At 55.7% G+C, this 18,769-nt stretch carries 18 protein-coding genes; 10 read left to right on the forward strand and 8 right to left on the reverse strand.

Features of this window, described 5'->3' with window-relative positions:
* Positions 1 to 36 precede the first annotated feature (36 nt).
* Both EXZ61_RS10515 and EXZ61_RS10520 read right to left on the reverse strand, forming a co-directional pair.
* Positions 37 to 393: a HepT-like ribonuclease domain-containing protein gene (locus EXZ61_RS10515; protein WP_142811587.1), complete on the reverse strand. Its 357-nt coding sequence runs from the start codon at positions 391 to 393 to the stop codon at positions 37 to 39.
* Positions 390 to 680, reverse strand: a complete 291-nt coding sequence (locus tag EXZ61_RS10520) for a nucleotidyltransferase family protein (protein WP_142811589.1) — start codon at positions 678 to 680, stop codon at positions 390 to 392. The genes EXZ61_RS10515 and EXZ61_RS10520 overlap by 4 nt, the downstream gene beginning before the upstream one ends.
* Positions 681 to 848: 168 nt before the next feature.
* Here EXZ61_RS10520 and edd point away from each other — a divergent pair, with 168 nt between their 5' ends.
* From edd to EXZ61_RS10560, 8 genes are all read left to right on the forward strand, one after another.
* Positions 849 to 2,717, forward strand: coding sequence for a phosphogluconate dehydratase (gene edd, locus EXZ61_RS10525; RefSeq protein WP_142811591.1), 1,869 nt, complete (start codon positions 849 to 851; stop codon positions 2,715 to 2,717).
* Between the two features lie 89 nt (positions 2,718 to 2,806).
* Entirely contained in the window at positions 2,807 to 3,448 is a 642-nt protein-coding gene (gene eda / locus EXZ61_RS10530; RefSeq protein WP_142811593.1) for a bifunctional 4-hydroxy-2-oxoglutarate aldolase/2-dehydro-3-deoxy-phosphogluconate aldolase, read from the forward strand.
* A 91-nt stretch (positions 3,449 to 3,539) separates the two neighbouring features.
* On the forward strand, positions 3,540 to 3,923 hold the full coding sequence (locus EXZ61_RS10535) for a cupin domain-containing protein (protein ID WP_142811595.1): 384 nt from the start codon (positions 3,540 to 3,542) through the stop codon (positions 3,921 to 3,923).
* Positions 3,924 to 4,047: 124 nt separating this feature from the next.
* Positions 4,048 to 5,151 carry a nucleotidyltransferase family protein gene (locus tag EXZ61_RS10540; RefSeq protein ID WP_142811597.1) on the forward strand — a complete coding sequence of 368 codons (1,104 nt, stop codon included), beginning with the start codon at positions 4,048 to 4,050 and terminating at the stop codon, positions 5,149 to 5,151.
* Positions 5,148 to 6,173, forward strand: a complete 1,026-nt coding sequence (galE, locus tag EXZ61_RS10545) for a UDP-glucose 4-epimerase GalE (protein WP_142811599.1) — start codon at positions 5,148 to 5,150, stop codon at positions 6,171 to 6,173. The genes EXZ61_RS10540 and galE overlap by 4 nt, the downstream gene beginning before the upstream one ends.
* Before the next feature lie 151 nt (positions 6,174 to 6,324).
* On the forward strand, positions 6,325 to 6,864 hold the full coding sequence (locus tag EXZ61_RS10550; protein WP_142811601.1) for a hypothetical protein: 540 nt from the start codon (positions 6,325 to 6,327) through the stop codon (positions 6,862 to 6,864).
* Positions 6,865 to 7,120: 256 nt separating this feature from the next.
* Positions 7,121 to 8,461, forward strand: coding sequence for an O-antigen ligase family protein (locus EXZ61_RS10555; RefSeq protein ID WP_168224743.1), 1,341 nt, complete (start codon positions 7,121 to 7,123; stop codon positions 8,459 to 8,461).
* Positions 8,462 to 8,463: 2 nt separating this feature from the next.
* On the forward strand, positions 8,464 to 10,410 hold the full coding sequence (locus tag EXZ61_RS10560; protein WP_142811605.1) for a bifunctional diguanylate cyclase/phosphodiesterase: 1,947 nt from the start codon (positions 8,464 to 8,466) through the stop codon (positions 10,408 to 10,410).
* Positions 10,411 to 10,509: 99 nt separating this feature from the next.
* Here EXZ61_RS10560 and EXZ61_RS10565 read toward each other — a convergent pair whose 3' ends face one another.
* The 6 genes from EXZ61_RS10565 to dapC are packed head-to-tail and all read right to left on the reverse strand — an operon-like array spanning position 10,510 to position 17,817.
* On the reverse strand, positions 10,510 to 12,456 hold the full coding sequence (locus EXZ61_RS10565; protein WP_142811608.1) for an ABC-F family ATP-binding cassette domain-containing protein: 1,947 nt from the start codon (positions 12,454 to 12,456) through the stop codon (positions 10,510 to 10,512).
* Positions 12,453 to 13,352, reverse strand: a complete 900-nt coding sequence (gene prmB / locus EXZ61_RS10570; protein ID WP_142811610.1) for a 50S ribosomal protein L3 N(5)-glutamine methyltransferase — start codon at positions 13,350 to 13,352, stop codon at positions 12,453 to 12,455. The genes EXZ61_RS10565 and prmB overlap by 4 nt, the downstream gene beginning before the upstream one ends.
* A complete protein-coding gene (dapE, locus tag EXZ61_RS10575) occupies positions 13,349 to 14,560 on the reverse strand; it encodes a succinyl-diaminopimelate desuccinylase (protein ID WP_142811612.1) in 1,212 nt (403 codons plus the stop codon). Before dapE ends, prmB begins: the two co-directional genes overlap by 4 nt.
* The gene (locus tag EXZ61_RS10580; protein ID WP_237219149.1) at positions 14,560 to 15,720 is read right to left on the reverse strand and encodes a PilT/PilU family type 4a pilus ATPase; all 1,161 of its coding nucleotides are present in this window, start codon (positions 15,718 to 15,720) and stop codon (positions 14,560 to 14,562) included. The genes dapE and EXZ61_RS10580 overlap by 1 nt, the downstream gene beginning before the upstream one ends.
* Positions 15,721 to 15,756: 36 nt before the next feature.
* The gene (gene dapD, locus EXZ61_RS10585) at positions 15,757 to 16,581 is read right to left on the reverse strand and encodes a 2,3,4,5-tetrahydropyridine-2,6-dicarboxylate N-succinyltransferase (RefSeq protein WP_142811613.1); all 825 of its coding nucleotides are present in this window, start codon (positions 16,579 to 16,581) and stop codon (positions 15,757 to 15,759) included.
* A 15-nt stretch (positions 16,582 to 16,596) separates the two neighbouring features.
* Positions 16,597 to 17,817: a succinyldiaminopimelate transaminase gene (gene dapC, locus EXZ61_RS10590; RefSeq protein ID WP_142811615.1), complete on the reverse strand. Its 1,221-nt coding sequence runs from the start codon at positions 17,815 to 17,817 to the stop codon at positions 16,597 to 16,599.
* A gap of 84 nt (positions 17,818 to 17,901) precedes the next feature.
* Between dapC and EXZ61_RS10595 the strand changes: the two genes are divergently transcribed.
* Positions 17,902 to 18,264 (forward strand): Hpt domain-containing protein, encoded by a 363-nt coding sequence (locus EXZ61_RS10595; protein ID WP_142811617.1) that lies wholly within the window; start codon positions 17,902 to 17,904, stop codon positions 18,262 to 18,264.
* A gap of 7 nt (positions 18,265 to 18,271) precedes the next feature.
* Complete coding sequence (locus EXZ61_RS10600; protein WP_142811619.1) at positions 18,272 to 18,658, forward strand: response regulator; 387 nt, start codon at positions 18,272 to 18,274, stop codon at positions 18,656 to 18,658.
* Positions 18,659 to 18,769: the final 111 nt, after the last annotated feature.

The following is an 18,769-nucleotide window of genomic DNA, read 5'->3' on the forward strand; positions in this document are numbered from 1 at the left end:
TTCAGACGGTCGCAAGGAACCTTGTTCCATGCAGAGTCAATGCGATGATGCTGCTGCCTTGACCAATTGGTAGAAGTTGGGCAAGTAATTGCAAATAGTTTTCCAAAACACCTCGTAGTCCACTTTGAAGTAGCCGTGGGCCATTGCGTTGCGCATTTGATATGCTGAAGCTAGCGGTAGCTCTGGGTGTGCTTTGACAAAATCTGGATAGCGCTTTTCGATGTTGTTGCTAGCTTCGCCAATGATTTCGAAGTTACGAATCACAGCGTCCTGAACTAGCTTGCTGTTGAGGAAGGCCAGTTCGTCTAGGTCGGCAACGTAATGCTCTATGCGCTCAATGGCTTCCAGTATGTGGCCCAGATACTCGGCCAAGCGCTGTAGGTTAGTGCTCATACCGGCCGCGCCTCTGCGACTACCTGCGCTCGAAACCTTTCTGGCAATGCATTAGGCGTGAGCACGTCAACAGGCACGCCAAGCAATTGCAACAACTCATGCCTAATGGCACCAATGTCAAACATGGTGGTTTCAGGCGTTGGATCAATCAGGATGTCCAAGTCGCTGCCTTCATGGTCAACGCCGTGCAAGACTGAGCCGAAAACACGAGCGTTGCGCGCGCGGTGGCGCTCTACCACCTTACGTATCGCGATGCGGTTCGACTCTAGTGCATGTGACGGTTTCATAGCTGCTGTGCAACGTTTTAAACGGATTTGAATGTACACGCATTGACCGGCGGCGCTCAAAAAGTTTAGTGTTCGTACCCTGCTAGTAACTTTTGCAGGGCACACCGTCCTTGTAAAGAGTTACCATCTGTTATGTAATTTAGTTACACAACACAAGGTTCAAACAATATGCCAAGTAGTAACCAAGGCCCAGTCTCCATTCACCCCGTTGTTGAGGCTGTTACCAGCCGTATTCAGGCCCGCAGCGCGGTGTCGCGGGCTGCCTATTTGGCCCAAGTGGATGCCATGGCGCAGCGCGGCCCTGGCGCAGACCGTTTGGGGTGCGCCAATGTGGCGCATGCATTTGCCGCAATGCCAGAGGCTGACAAGGCGAAGGTCACCGGCATTGATAAGTTCAAGGTGGTGGTAGAGAAGGGCGCGCACATTGGCATTGTGAATGCGTACAACGACATGTTGTCGGCCCACGCGCCGCTGCAACATTACCCAGACCTGATCAAGGCCGAGGCGCGTTTGCACGGCGCTACGGTGCAGGTGGCTGGTGGTGTGCCCGCTATGTGCGATGGCGTAACCCAGGGCACGCCGGGCATGGAGTTAAGCCTTTTCTCGCGCGATGCCATTGCCATGGCCACAGCAATTTCGTTAAGCCACGATGTGTTTGACGCTGCCTTGATGCTGGGCGTGTGCGACAAAATTGTGCCGGGTTTGCTGATTGGTGTGCTGCATTTCGGCCACCTGCCCACGGTGTTTGTTCCGGCAGGTCCCATGACATCCGGCTTGTCCAACAATGAAAAAGCCAAAGTGCGCGAAAAAGCGGCCCAAGGGCTGGTGGGGCGTGCTGAGCTGCTGGAGGCAGAGTCTGCCGCTTACCACGGTTCTGGCACCTGCACGTTTTACGGCACGGCCAACAGCAACCAGATGCTGCTAGAGGCCATGGGCTTGCATGTGCCGGGCACGGCCTTCATCAACCCCGGTGCCAGCGTGCGTGAGGAGCTCACTCGCGAGTCGGTGCGCACCGTATTGGGCATTACCAAGACCAAGCGTTTTGCACCGATTGGCAGGGTGGTGGACGAGCGCTGTATTGTGAATGCCATGGTGGCCTTGCTGGCTACTGGCGGGTCTACCAACCACTTGATTCACTGGGTTGCGGTGGCGCGTGCGGCGGGCATTGTGATTGACTGGGACGACTTCTCTGCCTTGTCCGACGTAGTACCCTTGCTGTCCCGCGTGTACCCCAATGGCAGCGCAGATGTCAACCAGTTCCAAGCCGCAGGGGGGCCCGGCTACATCATTCGCGAACTGTTGGACGCCGGGTTTATGCATGCCGACGTGCTGACCGTGCGGCAAGGCGGCTTGCGTGATTTCACCGCAATTCCTTCGGCCGATGCCTCAGGCAAGTTGCAGTGGACCGACGCCGGTGCCAGCAAAGACGACACGGTGGTGCGGCCGGCGGCGTCACCCTTCAGTGCGACCGGCGGCTTGAAGCTTTTGCAGGGTAACTTGGGGCGTAGTGTGATCAAAGTGTCGGCCGTTCCAGAAGACCGCCATGTGATTGAAGCGCCTTGCCGGGTGTTTGACTCCCAAGAAGCGCTGCACACGGCTTTCAACGCCAATGAGCTGAACCAAGATGTGGTGTGTGTGGTGCGCTGGCAAGGGCCACAGGCCAATGGCATGCCTGAGCTGCACAAGCTGACGCCACCGCTGGCGGTGTTGCAATGCAAGGGCTACCGTGTGGCCTTGGTAACCGACGGGCGCATGAGCGGAGCGTCTGGTAAGGTGCCGGCCGCGATTCATGTATCACCTGAGGCTGCAGCAGGTGGAGCATTGGCCAAGGTGCTAGACGGCGACTTGATCCGCCTGAACGCGCAAACGGGTGAGTTACAAGTAGTCGTGCCCGAGGCCGAGTGGAACGCCCGCGCTACGGCCGAAATGCCTGCCGCTTTGAAGCTGGCCAATGGCATTGGCATGGGCCGTGAGTTGTTTGCTGGCATGCGCCGCAGCGCTTTGACAGCGGAAGAGGGCGCTTGCAGCTGGCTGTGATAGTTTGCTGCGTGTGCAGTTTGGTTTGCATTGCGCATTTGTTTAAATACGGGCTAGGTGTGTAAGCCCACCCACTTATTGGATTGAATATGAGCACTTCCAACACTTTCACAGCCTTGCAGGTCATGCAAGACGCGCCGGTGATTCCGGTCATTGTTTTGAATGACGTCAAACACGCCGTGCCCATGGCCCGTGCCCTAGTAGCAGGCGGTGTCCGCATGCTAGAGGTGACCTTGCGCACGCCACAAGCGCTGGCCTGTATTGAAGCCATTGCCCGCGAGGTGCCTGAGGCGGTGGTGGGTGCGGGCACGGTCCGCTCGCGTGCTGATGCCCAGGCAGCCGCCAATGCTGGTTCGCGCTTTGCAGTGAGCCCAGGCTACACCAGCGCCGTGGGCCAAGCCTGCCGTGATGTTGGCTTAGCACTCTTGCCCGGTGTGGCAACGGGCGGGGAGATCATGATGGCGCAGGAAGACGGGTTTACAGAGCTTAAGTTTTTCCCCGCCATGCAGGCTGGCGGGCCCGCCATGCTGAAGGCCTGGAGTGGCCCATTTTTTGATGTGAAGTTTTGCCCCACGGGTGGCGTGAGCTTGCAAAACGCCCCCGAGTTTTTGAGCCTGCCCAATGTGGTGTGCGTGGGGGGCTCGTGGTTGGTGCCTGCTGATGCCATGGCGCAGGGGGACTGGGCACGCATTACCCAGCTTGCGTTGGATACCAAAGCGCTACGCAAGTAACTGAACACGGTTTGCGTCTGCGCCCTTGCGCACATCTAGAGTGGCTTTTGATCAGGAATAATCGGGCCATTCTTAACTTCGCGGAGCGCCCATGAGCAGTTTCACCAAAGTAGTGCTTTTTACCGACACGGACGGCCGTGCCAAGTTTCGGGAAGAGGCAGTGCCTTTGGAGCAAGGCAGCCCGCAGTCTAGGCTGTCAGAGTTGTTTGCGTCGGGTGGGTTTCAGTTGCGCACCAGCCCGGTCGGCTTTACAAGCCAGTTTCACTGCTCCACCTACACCCAATGGGTTTTCATTCTGCAAGGCCAGATGGAGATTGGCCTGCAAGGCGGCGTCTCACGCGTATTTAAGCCGGGCGAGCATTTTTACTCTGCCGATTTGCTGCCAGTAGGCGCCACATTTGACCCCCGGGTGCACGGCCACTGGAGCCGCCAATTGGGCCCAGATGCACTGGTAACGGTGTTTGTACGTGGCTAGTGAATTTGCGTACTTGATGCCTGTCAGATGGCGAGCGTCTTGGGTCAATGTGATGCAATAACACCTTGTTACACTCGGCGAAATCAGTCTTTTGATGTTTATGTGACTTGGGAGTGAATTAATAATGACAAAGGGAATGATTTTGGCGGCTGGGCAGGGTACCCGCGTGCGACCACTGACCAAAGACTTGCCGAAGCCGATGGTGCCCATTTTGGGCAAACCAGTGATGGAGTACCTGATAGAGCACATGGCGCGCCATGGCATCACGCAAATCATGGTCAACGTGGCCTACCACCACCGCAAGATTGAAGAGTATTTTGGTGACGGGCACCGCTGGGGTGTGGAGATTGGCTACTCTTACGAAGGCGTGCTAGACCACGGCGAAATTTTGCCGCGCCCCCGCGGCTCAGCCGGCGGCATGCGCCATATCCAAGACTTCTCGGGGTTTTTTGATGAAACGACCTTGGTACTGTGCGGCGATGCACTGATTGACCTAGACATTGGCGCTGCCTTGCATGAACACAAGCACAAAGGTGCTTTGGCCAGCGTGGTGGCGCTCGATGTGCCATTGGACCAAGTGCAGAGCTACGGTGTGGTGGTGGCGGATGGCGAGGGGCGCATTCAGTCTTTCCAAGAAAAGCCCACCCCAGCCGAGGCCAAGTCGACCTTGGCCAGCACGGGAATCTATATCTTTGAACCTGAGGTGCTCAGCATGGTGCCCTCAGGCAAGGTGTTTGACATTGGGTCGCAGCTGTTCCCACAGCTAGTAGAGAAAAAGCTGCCGTTCTTCGTGCAGAACCGCTTCTTTAACTGGATTGACATTGGCCGGGTGAGCGACTACTGGTCGGTGCTGCAGCGCGTGCTGCGTGGTGAAGTGGCTGAGATGACCATGCCAGGGCGAGAAGTCAAGCCCGGCGTGTGGGTGGGCATTAACACCAGCATTGACTGGGACACGGTAAAGATTGAGGGGCCTGTGTACATTGGGTCTAGCGCGCGCATTGAGTCTGGTGCCACCATCGTGGGACCAGCCTGGATTGGGCATGGCAGCCATATTCGCGCTGGAGCCAAGGTGACGCGGAGTGTTTTGTTTGAGTACACCCGCATCGGCTTTGGCATGCATTTCCATGAAATGATTGTGTCGCCACACTACTGCGTAGACCGTGCGGGTGATACCGTCTACCGGGGAGATGACAACAGCCCCTTGCGCTGGAGCGATGCGCGCGCATGACACAACATATATTGGTCACCGGTGGCGCGGGCTACATTGGCAGCCACACCTGCGTAGAGCTGTTGAACGCGGGCTACCAAGTGACGGTGCTAGACAACTATTGCAACAGCAACCCCGAGTCGCTAAACCGTGTAGAAAACATCACTGGAAAAACTGTTGCGCGTGTCACTGGGGACGTGCGCGATGTGGGCTTGGTGACCGATGTATTGCGCACCAGTGGAGCCAGTGCCGTGATTCACTTTGCGGGCTTGAAGGCCGTGGGGGAGTCCGTAGAGCATCCGCTGCGCTACTTTGACAACAATGTGGTTGGCTCCTTGCGCTTGCTAGAGGCCATGCAAGCCACTGCCGTCAAGACGCTGGTGTTTAGCTCATCCGCCACCGTATATGGTGACCCGCAGTATTTGCCGTTGGACGAGCAGCATCCTTTATCCGCCACCAACCCCTATGGGCGTAGCAAGCTCATGGTGGAAGACATGCTGCGCGATGCTTTTGTGGCTGATAACGCGTGGCGCTTTGGCATCTTGCGTTACTTCAATCCGGTTGGCGCACATACATCTGGGCTCATGGGCGAAGACCCAAAGGGCGTACCAAACAATCTAATGCCCTATGTCGCTCAGGTGGCAGTCGGTAAGCGTGAGCACCTCAACGTGTGGGGCAATGACTACAACACGCCTGACGGCACCGGTGTGCGGGATTATATTCACGTGGTGGACTTGGCGCGCGGGCACCTAGCGGCCTTGGCCGCGCTGAGTGCACAAGCGAGCGGTCAGTGCCTAGCGGTGAACCTAGGCACTGGCATGGGCTATAGCGTCTTGGACATGGTGCGCGCCTTTGAGCAGGCCAGCGGCAAGCCAATACCCATCAAAATTCAAAACCGCCGGGCGGGTGACATTGCCTCGTCGTATGCAGCTCCGCTGCATGCGCAGTCGTGTTTGGCTTGGCAAGCGGAGTACGATTTGGCACAAATGTGCTCGGATACTTGGCGCTGGCAAGACCAAAACCCCAACGGTTACACCGTGTAAATGCCAAATTTGTCACACATTGCATGCGGGATGCGACGTGATTGTTGTTTTTGGCCATACTTGGCGGCTAGTTAGTGTTTTTCTACTGGTCGTTTTGTACGCAAGCTGTTACATTTGAACCATATTTATTCCAACTTGGAGGTTAGCGATCATGAAAAAACTTTTGGTTACCGCAACTATTCTTATGGCCAGCATGTCTTCCTTTGCTGCTTTCACAGCTGGAATGTCAGAGGCAGACCGTGTCGCTGAAGTGGCGAAACTGGGTAACAGCGTGAGCATTGCCGAAATGGCTACCCAAATGGCCAATGCGGGTCTGCCTGCAGACCAAATCGCGTTTGCTTTGATCAAGGGTGGAAAAAACCCTGAAGCGGTTGTTGGTGTCATGATTACCAGAGCCTTCAATGCGGGACTGACCATCCAAGGCAGTACGCAGGCTGTTGGTATAGCAAATGCATCGGCGATTCAGAGCATCATGAACGCCGCCATCCAAGCGGGTGCGCGTTCCGATGCAGTGATTACGGGTGCGATTAACGGTGGTGTTGATCCTACCGTGGTGAGCGGTGCTACTGCTGCTGGCGGTACAACAACTCCAATCGTAGTGGGCCAAACAAACACTACTTTCACAGGGTTTGTGGTTCGTTCCTCCACGAACACAACAACTAGCACTGGCAAGGCAGTGTCTGGTAGCTAATTTTTGCGGCACTGAAAAAAGGCAGCTTATGGCTGCCTTTTTTTTGGCCTATGCTTAGACCTTTAGAGTAATTTTGCTTTAGCTAGAGCTCTACCGATTGGTAAAGCCATTTCAATTCCCACATGACGTCATGGTGAAACTTTTACCCCGAGAGGTCGAAAGCGGTCTCTCAGTAGCCGACAACCGTTCGTTTATCGGACTACTGGCCTTGCTTGTATGGGCGCCCGTACCCATTGCAAGTAACAGGCTATGGGCCATGGGTATTTTGATAGTGGTGGCAGTAACGATTTTGGCTTCAAGCCTATGGGCCCACCGCCAAGACATCTCAGCCGTTTTGAGCCGGCTTAGCCCCTTTGCCATCCCTATTGCTTGCTTGACAGCTATTGTGCTGCTGATCTGGATGCAAACCGTGCCATTACCCGCTTCTTGGGTTGCTTCCGTTTCACCCAAGGCGGCGATTGCCCAGGGATCTAGTGAGTGGATGACGATTAGCTTGGACGTTTTTCAGACTAGGGTTTTAGCGGCGCTGTCATTTGCCTATTTGTCGGTCTTTTTGGCTAGTCTGCTGCTGGTAAGAACCCATGAGCGCTTGGATCGCTTGGCCCAAGTGCTAGTGTTTAGTGCAGTGGCGCAAGTTGTTTTTGGCGCGATATTGTTTTCGTTGAAGGCTGACTACCGAATTTTCTACGTCCAAGTCTCCCATGAGCGGATGATTGGCACCTTCAAGTATCACAACAGCTTGGCAGGTTACCTGTGTATGTGCTTGTCGATTGGCATAGGACTCATGCTTGCGCGACTCGGCAGCACGTCCGAGAAGCATTCCCACTGGAAAGCGCGCGTGGTAGCTGCGGTGACCTTTGTACTGAGTCCCAAGATGCGCCTGCGCTTGTACTTGGTGGTCATCGTTATTGGCTTGGTGTTGACCCGATCTCGCATGGGTAACTCCGCTTTTTTTGCTTCAATGGTCATTGTGGGTCTTGCTGCGGTTGTCTTGGCGCGCAAAACTGCGCCGCACACCATTGCCTTGATCGTTAGTTTGGTGATTGTGGATGTGCTGGTGATTGGTACTTGGGTCGGGCTGGAGAAGGTGGTTGACCGCATCCAAGAAACAGAAATGACAATTGCTGAAGGGGGCAAGTCAGAGTCGGTTGAAGCGCGCACCGAGGCAGCCCGAATGTCCGTTCCTATCGTGAAAGACTTCCCTGTGTTTGGCACCGGAGGAGGCAGCTTTTACAACATCTTCATGGGGTATCGCAGTAGCACGTACGGCTCAGTTTATTTTGACCATACCCACAACGACTATGTAGAGATTGCCAGTGAGTATGGTTTAGTAGGTCTTGGGCTGTTTGGTGCATTAGTGGCCAGCACGCTGTTCACAGTGCTGCGTAACATGGCAAGACGGCGTTCCAACTTGCCATGGGGCATTAGCTTTGGGGTGGCGATGTCTATCGTGGCACTGCTGATCCACAGTACGGTGGACTTTAACCTTCAGATTCCGTCTAACGCACTCACGATTGTGGTCATACTCGCGATGGGATGGATTGCCAAAGAGCTGCCATCAGAAACACGCCGCCGTAGATCTTCTGGAAAGTTGTAGCCATGACCTTGCGCAACCAACTGTTAGTTGTTATCTCAGCGCTTTTTTTGGCTGTTTTGACCTCCATTTTGTTAGTGTCCGTGAACGGAACTCGGGCCTATCTGGAGCAGCAGTTGTCTTCCCATGCGCAAGACGCTGCGACCACGTTGTCGGTAACCTTGGGACTGTCGCTTGGCAAAGGTGACACCGTTCTGGCGGAGACGCAGGTTGCAAGTTTGTTTGACCGCGGTTACTTTAAGCGCGTGGACGTTTTGGGTGCGGACAAGAAGCCTTTGATCACAAGCGTGTTGCCCGAAAAAATTGAAGGTGTACCCGAGTGGTTTGTACGCGTGTTTCCGATCAATACCCCACCAGGTGAAGCATTCATCGGCTCAGGGTGGAAGCAGTTGGGCAAGGTGGTCGTGCAAAGCCAGCCTACGTTTGCCTACCAGCATTTGTGGTCTACCTGTGTTGAGCTTGTAGCGTGGTTAGTTGCCATATCGCTGGGGGCTTTGGCCCTTGTGCAGCTGGTGCTGCATTACATCCTGATGCCGCTGCGCGCCATTGAAAAGACAGCAATAGATGTGCAGGCCAAGCGGTTTGCCGCTATTACGTTGATCCCCCGTGCGCCAGAGTTGGCACGGGTGGTAACGGCCATGAACCAAATGTCCAAACGGGTCGGCGAGATGCTAGAGGCGGAGACCGCCCGCGCTGAAGCGCTGCATACCCAAGCCTACCTAGATGAAACCACAGGCTTAGCCAATCGCCGAGGTTTTGAAGTGCGCTTAGCAGACTTGTTGCATGGTCAGCACCAGTTTGAGCTTGGCGCGGTAGTCGCTATTGAGCTTGACGACATGCGCCTCATGAATCGAGCGCATGGCTTTGCGGCCGGTGAGCACATTGTTCGAACCTTAGCTCAGCAAGCGCAAGCTACGTTCTCCAAAGTGCCGCTGTCTATCTTGGCGCGCAGCAATGAGTTTAGTTTTAGCTTCGTGTTGGCCGACCTAACGCACGCGCAAGTCACGGAGTTAGCCACGGACTTGCGTAAACGCTTGCTTGCAGCTCTAGAGAGTTTTGAGCCTGTGCAGATGGTGGCCATTAACACGGGTGTTGCGTTCTTTACGCAAAAAGACCAACGGTCTGACGTGTTTGCAAAAGCCGACTTTGCGGTTGAGTCTGCGCGCCAGTCCGACCGCAACGGCTTTGTGGTCATGCCCGATAGTGCAGAAGACAGCCCTACCTTGGGTTCATTTGCGTGGCGCACACTCATTCAGTCCGCTTTGGTGGAAAACCGTTGGCGCATGCTGAGTCAACCAGTTCTTAGTTTGGCGGCGCCACAAACCGTGCTGCAAGCGGAATGCATGGCCCGATTGGTGGATGCGCAAGGCGAGCTGGTACCAGCCGCTAACTTTATGCCCATGGCGGCTCGCCATCGCCTGATGCCCGAGGTTGACAAGGCCATGGTGACTTTGGCCTTGGCCCATATTGCGAGTCGCGGGGAAGCGGTGGGCTTGGTTGCCGTTAATCTGTCACCGCAAAGCCTAGGCAATGCTGATTTCATTGATTGGTTTGCCAAACAGTTGTCTGGCTTGGGCGTGAATGCCAAGCGCTTGGCAGTAGAGGTTTCGGAGTTTGGTGCTTTGCGCAACATGGTGGCTACCTTGCGCCTGCGCGACTTGGTGCGCAATCATGGCGGTCAGTTTGGTATTGACCATTTCGGCTTGGACCCTCAGGCCTTTAAGCTGCTGCGCGAAGTGTTACCCGATTATGTGAAGCTCACGGGCGCGCTCATGGCTGAGCTTGAAGCTGTTGAGAGTGTGAGCGAAATGTTGCAGTCCTTCGTGCAGTTGGCGCACTCCTTAGACGTGATGGTGATTGCGCAGCAAGTCGAGCGTAGCGAGCAAGTGGCAGTGCTGACCTCGGCCAAGGTAGATGCAGCCCAGGGCTACTTCTTCGGCGCACCGCAGTAGCCAAGTGTTAATCGCAAGAGCTGCGCCTCTTGCGACGTATGGATGGCTGCGTCACCATTGCAGCGTGTCGATGGCTGCAATGGTGAGACAGGGACGGCTTTAGCCTTCTAATTGGCTGGTGAGCTCCAGCCACTTCTCTTCAAGGGCTTTAAGCTCTTCATTGACGGCCGCTAACTGCTTGCCTAGGGTGGCAATTTCTGCTGTAGGCGGGTTGTTCCCTAGCCGTACTTCCAACGCGTTGCATTCTGTGTTCAGCGCTTCCATGCGCGCCTCCACGGTTTGCAGCTCTTTGGTCAATTTGCTGGACTTCGCTGGGTTGCCTGCTTTGACCACGATGGGTACTGGTGCTGCTGGAGTGGCACGGGCTTTAGCAGCGTCAATCAGTGACTGTTTAATGAGTTCGCGCTGTCGCTTGGCTTCATCCAGCAGGTAGCGTTGGTAGTCGTCCAAATCACCGTCGAAGGGGGAAACGCCGCCGCGCGACACCATCCAAAATTCGTCACACACTGCGCGCAGCAATGCACGGTCGTGGCTGACCAGCATAACAGTGCCCTCAAACTCGTTGAGGGCCATGCTCAGCGCCTCGCGGGTGGCCAGGTCCAAATGGTTGGTTGGCTCATCGAGCAGCAAGAGGTTGGGGCGCTGCCATACCAACATGCACAGCACCAAGCGGGCTTTTTCCCCGCCACTCATGCTGCCGACGGACTGCTTGACCATGTCGCCGCTGAAGTTGAAGGTGCCCAAGAAGCTGCGCAGGTCTTGCTCACGTGTGGCTTGGCCGGCAATCTTGCCCGCTGCGGTCAACTCTTTAACTAAGGCAATCATGTGCTCTAGCGGTGTATCCGCCGGGCGCAAAACGTCGAGCTCTTGCTGGGCAAAGTAGCCGATGTTCAAGCCACGGCCTTCGGTGATCTCTCCGCCAATGGCGGCCAAGGAGCGGGCCACGGTTTTGACCAAGGTGGACTTACCTTGCCCGTTGGCACCCAAGATGCCAATGCGCTGACCAGCCAATACGGAGCGGCTCACGTTGTGCACGATCACGGTGGGTGGCGTGCCTTCGGCAGACCCTTCAGGCGCAGGGTAACCAAAGCTCACGTCTGTCATAGACAGCATGGGGTTGGGCAAGTTGGCGGGCTCTTTGAACTCAAACGTAAAGTCGGCTTCTGACAGCAGGGGCGCAATCTTTTCCATGCGGTCCAAGGCTTTGACACGGCTTTGCGCTTGCTTGGCTTTGCTGGCCTGGGCCTTAAAGCGTGCAATGAACTTTTGCAAGTGGGCAATCTTGTCTTGTTGCTTGGCAAATGCGCTTTGCTGCAGCTCCATTTGCTCCGCACGCATGTCCTCAAACTTGCTGTAGTTGCCACCGTAACGCACGAGCTTGGCGGAGTCGATATGTAGGGTCACGTTGGTCACAGAGTCCAAAAACTCCCGGTCATGGCTGATCACGACCATGGTGCCTTCATACTTTTTGAGCCAGGCCTCTAGCCAAACCAAGGCGTCCAAGTCCAAATGGTTGGTGGGCTCATCGAGCAGGAGTAAGTCAGATGGGCACATCAGCGCGCGCGCCAGTTGCAAGCGCATGCGCCAGCCGCCAGAGAAGCTGTTCACCGGGTTGTCTAACTCGGTGGTCCGAAACCCTAGACCCAAAATCAGCGCTTGTGCGCGGGCTGGCGCATCATGGGCTCCAGCGTCTTGGAGCGCCATGTAGGCGTTGGCCATGCGTTCATAGTCGTCCGTTGCCTCTGCGGCTTCTACTTCGAGGCGTGCAGCCAAAAGAGGCGTGTCACCGTCCACCACAAAATCGGTGGCGCTTTGGTCGGTTTCTGGCATGTCTTGGGCGACCTGTCCCATGCGCCATTGGCTTGGGATAAAAAACTCGCCAGCGTCCTCATGCAAGTTGCCGTTGAGCAAGGCAAAGAGCGAAGACTTGCCAGCGCCGTTACGGCCTACCAAACCTACTTTTTCACCGGGATTGAGTGTGACGGACGCGCCGTCGAGCAGCACCTTGGCACTGCGGCGCAAGGTGACATTTTTCAGAGTAATCATTGTGTGAGCGCGTCGCGCGTTAGGAGCAAGACCTGGTCGTCGCCAGCGCTGGTTTCCAGCCAAATCACTTCCAATTCAGGAAATGCGGCTTCAAAGTTGAGGCATTCATTGCCAATTTCCAAGACCAATACCGCACCAGGCGCCATGTGCCTAGGGGCGTCTTTCAAAAGGGTCCGGATAAAGTCCATGCCGTCGCTGCCACCCGCCATGTTCCCATCTAGCGCCATCACAGGCTCGGCTTTGTACTCAGCAGGCAAGGCCGCCATGCTTTGGGCGTTGACGTAGGGTGGGTTGCACAAAATCAGGTCAAACGGACCGTTGTCTGCAAGGCCAGGGCCACTCAAGCCATCTGACTCCAACAAACGCACACGACCTTGCAGCGCGTGTTTGTCTACGTTGATGCGGGCGACAGCCAAGGCGTCAGTCGATAAGTCTGCGCCAGTGACCTGCACATCGGGGTACACCTGTGCCGCAATTACGGCCAAGCTACCGTTACCAGTGCACAGATCCAGCACGTGGTGGGTTGATGCACTGAGCCAGTAGTCCAATGAGCCGTCGACTAATAGCTCGGCAATCAAAGAGCGCGGAACGATGACGCGTTCGTCTACATAGAACGGAACGCCTTGCAGCCAAGCTTCGTTGGTGAGATAGGCCGCAGGTTTACGCGTTTTAATGCGCGCTTCCAAAAGTGTAGCAACCTGCGCAATGTCTGCGGGCGCAAGTGGCATATTTTCCTTGGAATCGTCGCCGTCTAAAGGCGTATCAAGCGGCAGGCCCAAGCGCCACAAGACCAGCCAACAGGCTTCATCCAGTGCATTGGAGGTGCCGTGCCCGAAGGACACGCCAGCCGTGAGCAATTGCTGCTCAGCCTGTTGGATTTGTTCAATCAGCGTCATGCGCGTGCAGCCTGTTCGAGCGCGTTGATGTTTTCAAGAAGGCGGCGGTAGATGTTTTTCAAGGGTTCTATATCGGCGACGGCAATGTGCTCGTCGATTTGGTGGATGGTGGCGTTGGGGGGGCCAAGTTCAATGACCTGCGGGCAGATTTGCGCAATGAAGCGTGCATCACTGGTACCCCCAGTGGTGGAAAGCTGGGTGTTTAGCCCTGTTTCTGCCAAGATGGCGGCTTGCACCGCGCCAACCAAGGGGCCCGGTGTGGTCAGAAAGGGCAAGCCGCCCAATGTCCAGGCAATGTCATAGGCCAAGCCATGCTTGTCCAAGATGGCGGTGACGCCTTGCTTCAAGCCCTCAGGGTTGGATTCTGTGGAGAACCTGAAGTTGAAGTCCACCACCATGTGGCCAGGAATCACGTTGGTGGCACCCGTGCCGCTATGGATGTTGCTGATTTGCCAGCTGGTAGGGGGGAAGAAGGCGTTGCCTTGGTCCCACTCAATCGCCACCAAATCGGCCAAGGCCGGTGCTGCCAGGTGGATGGGGTTTTTGGCCAACTGGGGGTAGGCAATGTGGCCTTGCAAGCCTTTGACCGTGAGCTTGCCGCTGAGGCTGCCGCGCCGGCCGTTCTTGATCATGTCGCCCGTGCGCGTCACGGATGTGGGTTCGCCCACCACACAGTAGTCAATGGTCTCACCACGTGCGCGTAGCGCTTGGCACACGACCACCGTGCCATCGGTCGCAGGGCCTTCTTCGTCACTGGTCAACAACAGGGCGATGTTGAACTGTGGCTCGGGCGAGACGGCCAAAAACTCTTCAATAGCGACGACAAACGCAGCAAGCGATGCCTTCATGTCGCTGGCGCCACGGCCATAGAGTTTTCCGTCGCGGTGTGTGGGGACAAAGGGATCGCTAGCCCAAGCCTCTAAGGGGCCCGTGGGCACCACGTCGGTGTGGCCGGCAAACACAAAGGTTTTGGCTTGTGCCGCGATTGCTATTGAATTGGTAGCTGTATGCGCAATATCTACGTGCGGTATAGCCCGTTTTGCCCATAAATTAGTGACAGAAGCGTGTGCGGGGCCGCTAGTGATCGTTTCACAGACAAACCCTAAAGGCGCCAGGCGCTGGGCAATGAGATCCTGACAACCCGCGTCGTCGGGGGTCGTGGATGGGTGCGCAATCAGTTGTTCTGTGAGGCGTAAGGTGTGCTGCATCAATGGGTAACGTCTAACGTAATTTCTGTGAAGGAGGCGCCTTCTTCCTCCTCGGGGGCGGCGGCCACTTGGCTGGACTTGGTGAAGTCGTTCTGCAAACGCCACATCAGGTTCGTGGGCGAGTCAGCATGTGCCAAGCCTTCTTTGCGGTCTACGGTGCCCTCAGATATGAGGCGCGCGATGTCGTATTCAAATGACTGGGAGCCTTCCGCCATCGATTTTTCGATGGCTTCCTTGACGCCAAAAAAGTCACCTTTTTCAATCAATTCTGCAATGAGCTGGGTATTTAACAGGATTTCGGCAGCTGGGATGCGTGAACCACTGGTGGTGCGCAACAGACGCTGCGACACAACGGCTTTCAACGCGGCTGCCAAATCACCCAGCATGGTTGGCCGCACTTCGACCGGGAAAAAGCTCAAAATCCGGTTGAGCGCTTGGTAGCTGTTGTTGGCGTGGAGGGTGGCCAAACACAAATGCCCCGACTGTGCATAGGCAAGCGCCGAAGACATAGTGTCCCGGTCACGAATCTCCCCGATCATGATGACGTCAGGGGCTTGCCGCAGTGCATTTTTTAGCGCAATCTGAAGGGTTTCCGTATCGGTGCCAACTTCACGCTGGTTGATGATGGATTTCTTGTTTCTGAACAAAAATTCCACCGGATCTTCAATAGTGAGAATGTGGCCTGACACCGTCTCATTGCGGTGGTCAATCATGGAGGCCAAGGTGGTGCTCTTGCCAGCTCCGGTTGCGCCCACCATCAGAATAAGCCCACGCTTTTCCATGATGAGGTCACCCAAAATGCTGGGGAGCGACAATCCTTGCAGTGACGGCACATCCACAGAGATGTAGCGAATCACCGCAGCGATGCTGCCACGCTGGCGCATGGCACTCACACGAAACCGGCCCACACCCGCCAAGCCTATGCCCATGTTGAGCTCGCCTTCGCGCTCTAGTTGCTCAATACGCTCGGGAGGGAGTATCTCAGCCAGCAAGTTCCTTGGCGCGTCGGCCGGGAGCGACTGGTTGTTGATAGGCACACACTGTCCATTGATTTTGATGAGTGCGGCGGCGTGTGCTGACAAATAGACGTCAGAGGCGCGCTTTTCACTCATCAAGCGCAAGATCCGCTCCATCGTTCCAGATACAGTGGGTGTGGCCATGGTTCGGTGTGGGCTTTTATGTAGCGAAGTTGCGCCTTAGTCGCGCAGCAAATCGTTCAAGCTGGTGGTCGAACGGGTCTTGGCGTCCACCTTTTTGACGATGATGGCGGCGTACATGCTGTACTTGCCGTCGCCCTTGGGCAGGCTGCCACTGACCACCACGGAGCCAGCGGGAATGCGGCCGTAGCTCACCGTGTCGGTTGAACGGTCATAAATTGGGGTGCTTTGGCCAATGTAGACGCCCATAGAAATCACCGAGTTTTCTTCGACGATCACGCCCTCGACCACTTCAGAGCGTGCGCCCACAAAGCAGTTGTCTTCGATGATGGTAGGGCCCGCTTGCATAGGCTCCAACACGCCGCCAATGCCCACACCGCCAGACAAGTGCACGTGCTTGCCAATCTGCGCGCACGAGCCCACGGTGGCCCAGGTGTCGACCATGGTGCCTTCGTCCACATAGGAGCCGATGTTGCAGTAAGAAGGCATCAAGATCACGCCCTTGCCTTGGAAGCTACCACGGCGAGCAACCGCAGGTGGCACCACGCGCACACCCGTGGCTTTGAGCGCCTCAGCGCTCATACCCGCAAACTTGGTGGGCACTTTGTCGTAAAAGCCGAGGTCGCCGGACTGAATTACTTCGTTGTCTTTCAATCGGAAGCTCAACAGCACCGCTTTTTTGATCCATTGGTGGGTGGTCCATTGGCCCACGCCTTCACGGGTGGCCACACGCAGGCGACCTGCATCGAGTTCATTGAGTACGTGCTCTACGGCATCGCGCACTTCAGCTGAGCTGGACGCGACGGAGATGTTGGCGCGGTCTTCCCACGCGGCTTCGATAACGGATTGCAGTTGTTGGCTCATGAGATGCTGGCTTCTTCAGGTTTTACGGGATTGGACAAACTGGACGATGCGTTGGGCGGCTTCCACACATTCTGCGGTTTCTGCCACCAAGGCCATGCGAATTCGGTGTGCGCCGGGATTGTGGCCTTGCGCTTCTCTGGCGAGGTAGCTTCCGGGCAACACAGTGACATTGTAATTAGCGTACAGGTCACGCGCGAATTCAACCTCGCTGCCTTTTACTTTGGCCCACAAGTAAAAGCCGGCATCTGGCAAAGCCACATCCATGACTTGGGCCAACATCGGGGTGACTCTGGCAAATTTATCGCGGTATTGGGCCCGGTTGTCAACGACATGGGCTTCATCCGCCCACGCAGCGGCGCTGGCAGCCTGAATCACTGGGCTCATCGCGCTACCGTGGTAAGTGCGATACAGCAAAAACTGTTTGATCAAGGCCGCGTCTCCGGCGCAAAAACCGCTGCGCATGCCGGGAACATTGCTGCGCTTGGACAGGCTGGTGAAAGAGATGAGGTTTTTGAAGTCTGCGCGCCCCAACTTGGCCGCCGCCTCTAGACCACCCAAAGGAGGCTCGTCACGGAAGTAAATCTCGCTATAGCACTCATCGGAAGCGATCACGAATCCGTATTGGTCACTTAAGTCGAACAGCTTCTTCCATTCTTCAAGTGGCATCACTGCACCCGCAGGATTGCCAGGCGAGCAAACAAAGAGCAATTGGGTGTTTTGCCAAACCGCGGCTGGCACACTGTCCCAGTCTTGTGCAAAGTTTCGACCGGGGTCAGAGGGCACGAAGTAAGGCTTGGCACCGGAGAGCAGTGCTGCACCTTCGTAAATTTGGTAGAAAGGATTGGGGCAAACGATCCAAGGGGCCTCCAAGCCTTGGCTGCCCGGCGCAGCATTGACAATGGTTTGGGCAAAGGCAAACAAGGCCTCACGCGATCCATTGATAGGCAAGACCTGTGTTGCCACATCCACTTCTAGGCCGTAGCGGCGCTTGAGCCATTGCGCAATGGCGGTTCTGAGGCTGAGGTCTCCACCCGTGGCTGGGTAAACTGACAAGGCACCTTGCGGACCCATGATGGCATCGCAGTAGGCCTGTTTTACCAACAGTGGTGCTGCGTGGCGCGGCTCACCAATACCCAAGCTAATGGGCGCATACGCTGGATTGGGGGTGACGGACGCAAACAACTGGCGCAGGCGTTCAAACGGATAAGCCTGCAAAAGAGCTAAATTCGGGTTCATAGATGGCATTATCCTTGAGTGGGGGGTAAACTAATTCCGCAAACGATTGAACATCGCCCCGCACCCAATCTATAGGAGCATTCAATGTCGACAACTTCCCAGAATGGGCAAGGTTTTACTTTTCTGGATGTAGAGCGCGCGTTGGACCAAGTCGGTGATGTTGCCGCCTTGCATGAGATGCTCGACATGCTGCAAGACTCCTTGGAGCGCGATGTTCCCAAAATTGCTGCGCTTTTGGCTGAAGGCAATGTGAAGTCAGCCAATCGCTTGCTGCACGCCCTGAAGGGCTTTATCCCCATTTTTTGTATAGACGCTTTGTGTGACCACGTGACGCGCGTTGAAACCTTCAGCAAGACCGCCAGCGCCGAAGATGTCACGCCTTTGTACGCGGTTTTGCGCAACGATCTAGAGAAGCTGCAGTCCGATATTGACCACTACATGGGGTAATAAAGCAATGGATATCAAGTCTGCACGCATAGTGGTAGTGGATGATGAAAGCATCATGCGCACCTTTATTTTGAATAGCCTTCGCCGCTTGGGCATTCTTGATCTGTATGCCTTTGAGGATGGCGCTGAGGCCTTGCGCGAAGTTATCAAGCTCAAACCCGATCTAGTTTTGACCGATGTGCACATGCAACCTGTCGGAGGCATTGAATTTGTCCGTCAGCTCAGAGGCTTGCCTAACAATCAGCTGAGCAATACCAAGGTGATATTTTTAAGCGCCGATTCCAGCGTTGCCACCGTAGGTGAAGCCCTGCCATTGGGCGTATCTGGCTATTTGGTGAAGCCACCTATGCTGAACTCGCTCGCCGCAAAGATAGAACAGGCGCTGCGAACTTAGTCACGCACTCTAAGTGCAGCGGTCTCCAGAGCCAGAGAAGCGAGGCTAGCACGGTATCATTGGTAGACCAAGCCCGCGTGTTTGCGCGGTCCATTACCCATTGAATCATCT

The sequence above is a fragment of the Rhodoferax aquaticus genome (assembly GCF_006974105.1).
Lineage (GTDB): Bacteria > Pseudomonadota > Gammaproteobacteria > Burkholderiales > Burkholderiaceae_C > Allorhodoferax > Allorhodoferax aquaticus_A.